This window comes from Melaminivora alkalimesophila (genome assembly GCF_000282995.1).
Lineage (GTDB): Bacteria > Pseudomonadota > Gammaproteobacteria > Burkholderiales > Burkholderiaceae_C > Melaminivora > Melaminivora alkalimesophila.
The window spans coordinates 1-3,773 of record NZ_ALEE01000183.1 but is presented as its reverse complement, the minus strand read 5'-3'; the positions used below and the strand labels follow the sequence as shown (position 1 = coordinate 3,773).

Below are 3,773 nucleotides of genomic sequence, written 5' to 3'. Positions count from 1 at the left end.
GGGCGAGCGCCGCCAGTGCCGCCTCGGTCAGCGGCGGCACCGGCATCCCGCTTTCCTCGCCGATGCGCGCCAGCAGCGCCGCGCTCAGCGCCGGCAGGTCCTCGCGGCGTTCGCGCAGTGGCGGGACCACGATCTCGATGACGTTCAGCCGGTAGTACAGGTCCTGGCGGAAGCGCCCCTGCTGCACCTCGCAGGCGAGGTCGCGGTGCGTGGCGCTGACGATGCGCACGTCCACCGCCTCCTCCTGGGTGGAGCCGAGCGGCCGCACGCGGCGCTCCTGGATGGCGCGCAGCAGCTTGGCCTGCATGGGCAGCGGCAGCTCGCCGATCTCGTCCAGGAACAGCGTGCCGCCGCGCGCGGCCTGGAAATAACCCTCGCGGTCCTGCATGGCGCCGGTGTAGGAGCCCTTGCGCGCACCGAAGAACTCGGCCTCCAGCAGGTTTTCCGGGATGGCGCCGCAGTTCACGGTCACCAGCGGGCCGTCCGCGCGCTGGCTGCAGGCATGCAGGGCGCGCGCCACCAGCTCCTTGCCGGTGCCCGACTCGCCGCGCACCAGCACCGGCGCCATGCTGCGCGCCACCCGCGCAATGCGCTCCTTCACGGCGCGCATGGGGGCGGACTCGCCGATGAGGCGTTCCAGCGCCGGGATCGGGGCGGCACCGTCGCTGGCGCGCTGGCCCGGGCGGGCCGCGCTCGGCGGCGCGCCGGTGCCCTGCACGGCCGAGGCGACCACGGCGCGGAACTGCTTCAGGTCCACCGGCTTGGTCAGGTAGTCGAAGGCCCCGGCCCGCAGGGCCTCGACGGCGTTTTCCGCCGAGCCGTAGGCGGTCATGACCACGCAGCGCTCGCTGCGCTGCCGCTGGCGCAGCTCGTGCAGCAGCTCCATGCCGAAACCGTCGGGCAGGCGCATGTCGGTGATCACCACGTCGAAGCGCTGCTGCTCGAGCTGGGCGCGCGCCTCGGCCACGCTGGCGGCCGCGTCCACGCGGTAGCCTTCGCGCACCAGCGTCAGCTCGTACAGGGTTCGCAGGTCGGGCTCGTCGTCGATGACGAGGATGTGGGCGGCGTTGTCGGCAGGCATCACACCACGATTGTGTCAAACAGCGAGGGCGGCTCGGCGGCGGCCGTGCTGCCGCGGAACAGCACCGTGAAGGCGTTGCCCGCCACCGGACCGCGCTCCAGCACGCGGTCGCTGCGCTGGTAGGAGATGCCGGCGCCGTGGCGCTGGCACAGTTCGCGGCAGATGTACAGGCCCAACCCGCTGGAGCGGCTCTCCGAGGAGAAGAAGGGCTCGAACAGGTGGCGCTCGATGCTGGTATCGAGCGGCTCGCCGTCGCTCCAGACCTGCAGGCTGGCGCGCCCGCCGTTGCCGGCCTGGGTGGCCACCACCAGCGAGTCGGGGTGCGGGCCCATGTAGCGCAAGGCGTTGTCCAGCAGGTTCACCAGGACGCGGCGCAGGTGCTCGGCATCGAACTCCACCTGCAGCTCGGACGCCGCCAGCTCCAGCCGGCCGCGCCGGCGCTGCGGCTCCTGGGCCTGCCAGTCCTGCCAGACCTGGCGCACGGTGGCATCCAGGGGCACGACGGCCGAAGGCGCATGCCCGATCTGGTGCTGCACGCGCGCAATGTCCAGCACATCCTCGGTGATGCGCACCAGGCGCTCGGCGTTTTGCCGCACCATCTGCGCCAGGCGCTGCTGGCCGGGGTCTTGCAGCTCCTCCTCCAGCAGCGCGTTGGCCTGCATGATGGCCGCCAGCGGATTGCGGATCTCGTGTGCCACGGCGGCCGACATGCGGCCCATGGAGGCGAGCTTTTCCGTGCGCAGCCGCGCCTCCATCTCGCGCAGGTCGTGCAGGAACATCACGCACAGGGGGTCCTGCAGCTCGTGTGTCAGGTCCTGCGGCGCGTGGGTCAGCCAGCTGCGCAGGCGCAGCGCCAGCAGCGGGCGGCCGGGAATGGCGATGCGCACGTCCGCGTGCTGGGCCTGGCCGCTGGCGAAGGTCTGCTGCGCCACCGCGAGCGCCGGCGCCCAGGCGTCCATGTGTGCGAGCGGGAAGGGCAGGGTGGCGGCGGCGCTGCGCTCCAGCAGGAGCAGCGCCGCCGGGTTCGCCAGGTGGACGTGGCCGCCCCGGTCCAGCACCAGCACGCCGTCCGCCACGTGCTGCATGACCAGCGCGCTGACGGCGCGCTGCGCGCGCGCGTCCATTCGGCTGCGCTGGGCCATGTCCTGCTCGCTGATCAGCCGTGCGGCGAGCTGGTGCGCCAGGTAGGCGACGAGGAAATAGCCGGTGCCGGTGAGCGCCGCCTGCAGGTAGTGGGTGGCATCGCCGCCGCCCGGCCAGAACGCCCAGGCCAGCAGCACCAGCGTGGCGCTGGCGGCCGTGCCCAGCGCCAGCAGCAGGTTGCCGAGCACCGCCGCCATCAGCACCGGCAGGCCGAACAGCGGCGTGAAGTTGATCGTCCCGGCGGGCTGCAGCGCCTGCAGCAGGCCGATCAGCGCGATGTCCACGCCGATGGTGGGCAGCCAGCGAAAGCTCGGGCGCGGCGGCGGCGGCTCGCGCCCGGCCAGAACCCGCGTCAGGGCGCTGACGACCAGGTAGGCGAAGGCCGTGCCGGGCAGCGCCAGGCTGGCGGCGTGGCTCGTGGCGGCCCCCAGGGACAGGAGCAGCAGCAGCGCCAGCGCCACCAGCATCCGCGCCGTGAGGAAGGCCTGCCAGAGCCGGGCGAACGGGGCGGAGGGCGCGGCCAGCATGGGTGGTGGGTGGGTCCGGCGGAGGCGGCGCGCCGGCCTCAGCGGCACGGCAGGTGGGCGCTGCAGCAGTAGCTGCGCCCCTCGGCGTGCAGGGCGGCCGAGTGCGGCAGGTGCACCCCGCAGCGCGCGCAGCGCACCATCTCCTCGGGCGGCGGGACGCTGGCGGGCGGGCGGGCGCGCGGCGCGATGCTGCGCTGTTTGCTGCGCACGAGCGCATACACGACGAGCACCACCGCCAGGACCAGCAGGTATTTCATCCCCCCCAGCCTCCCCGCCCGAGCACCACTTCCATGACGAAGCGCGAGCCTGCGTACGCCAGCAACAGCAGCAGCGCGCCGGCATACAGCACGCGCGCCGCGCGCCGCCCGCGCCAGCCCATGCGCGCGCGGCCCACCAGCAAGATGGCGAAAGTCAGCCAGGCGAGCACGGAAAACACGGCCTTGTGGTCCCACAGCCAGGCCCGGCCATAGAGTTCCTCGCTGAAGAACCAGCCGACGGCGAGCGTCGCCGACAGCAGCGCGAAGCCGGCTGCCACGAAGCGGAAGGTGAGCCGCTCCAGGGTGAGCAGCGGCAGCGTGCTCGACAGGTCGGCGGCGCGCCGCATCTGCTGCTCGGCGCGGCCCATGAGCCAGGCGTGCACCACGGCAACGGCAAACAGCCCGTAGCAGGCGATGCCCAGGGTCAGGTGCAGCGCCAGCCAGGGGGAGGCCGCGACGTGCATGGCCCGCCCGGGAAACAGCGCCGCCAGCAGCACGGCCACCGCGCCGAGGGCGCACAGCGCCCAGCGGGTGCGCATCTGCGGGAACAGCTGGTGCTCCACCGCGTAGCTGGTCAGCACCAGCCAGGCGGTCATGGACAGCGCCGGCGCGAAGCCGAAGTGGGGCTGGCTGCCGAGCAGCCCCCAGGCCAGCGCCGCCGCGTGCAGCCCCCAGGCCGGCACCATCGGCCCCAGCCCGCGTGCGCCGCCGCGCGCCACGACGATGGCGGCCAGCACGTAGGCCACCGCCGCGGCTGCGGCCAGC

4 protein-coding genes are annotated in these 3,773 nt (G+C 73.6%); all 4 read right to left on the bottom strand.

Features of this window, described 5'->3' with window-relative positions:
* The coding region (locus tag A612_RS02960; RefSeq protein WP_019373110.1) for a sigma-54-dependent transcriptional regulator at positions 1 to 1,081 on the bottom strand (1,081 nt) is incomplete at its 3' end.
* Complete coding sequence (locus A612_RS02955) at positions 1,081 to 2,751, bottom strand: sensor histidine kinase (RefSeq protein ID WP_019373109.1); 1,671 nt, start codon at positions 2,749 to 2,751, stop codon at positions 1,081 to 1,083. The genes A612_RS02955 and A612_RS02960, both read right to left, overlap by 1 nt.
* Before the next feature lie 38 nt (positions 2,752 to 2,789).
* Positions 2,790 to 3,008: a PP0621 family protein gene (locus tag A612_RS02950; RefSeq protein ID WP_019373108.1), complete on the bottom strand. Its 219-nt coding sequence runs from the start codon at positions 3,006 to 3,008 to the stop codon at positions 2,790 to 2,792.
* Entirely contained in the window at positions 3,005 to 3,772 is a 768-nt protein-coding gene (locus tag A612_RS02945; protein WP_051001401.1) for a cytochrome C assembly family protein, read from the bottom strand. The genes A612_RS02950 and A612_RS02945 overlap by 4 nt, the downstream gene beginning before the upstream one ends.
* Position 3,773: the final 1 nt, after the last annotated feature.

Bases quoted from the DNA above. Each gene is read 5' to 3' on its own strand.
- A612_RS02950 (WP_019373108.1), bottom strand. From the start codon at position 3,008: ATGAAATACCTGCTGGTCCTGGCGGTGGTGCTCGTCGTGTATGCGCTC.
- A612_RS02955 (WP_019373109.1), bottom strand. From the start codon at position 2,751: ATGCTGGCCGCGCCCTCCGCCCCGTTCGCCCGGCTCTGGCAGGCCTTC.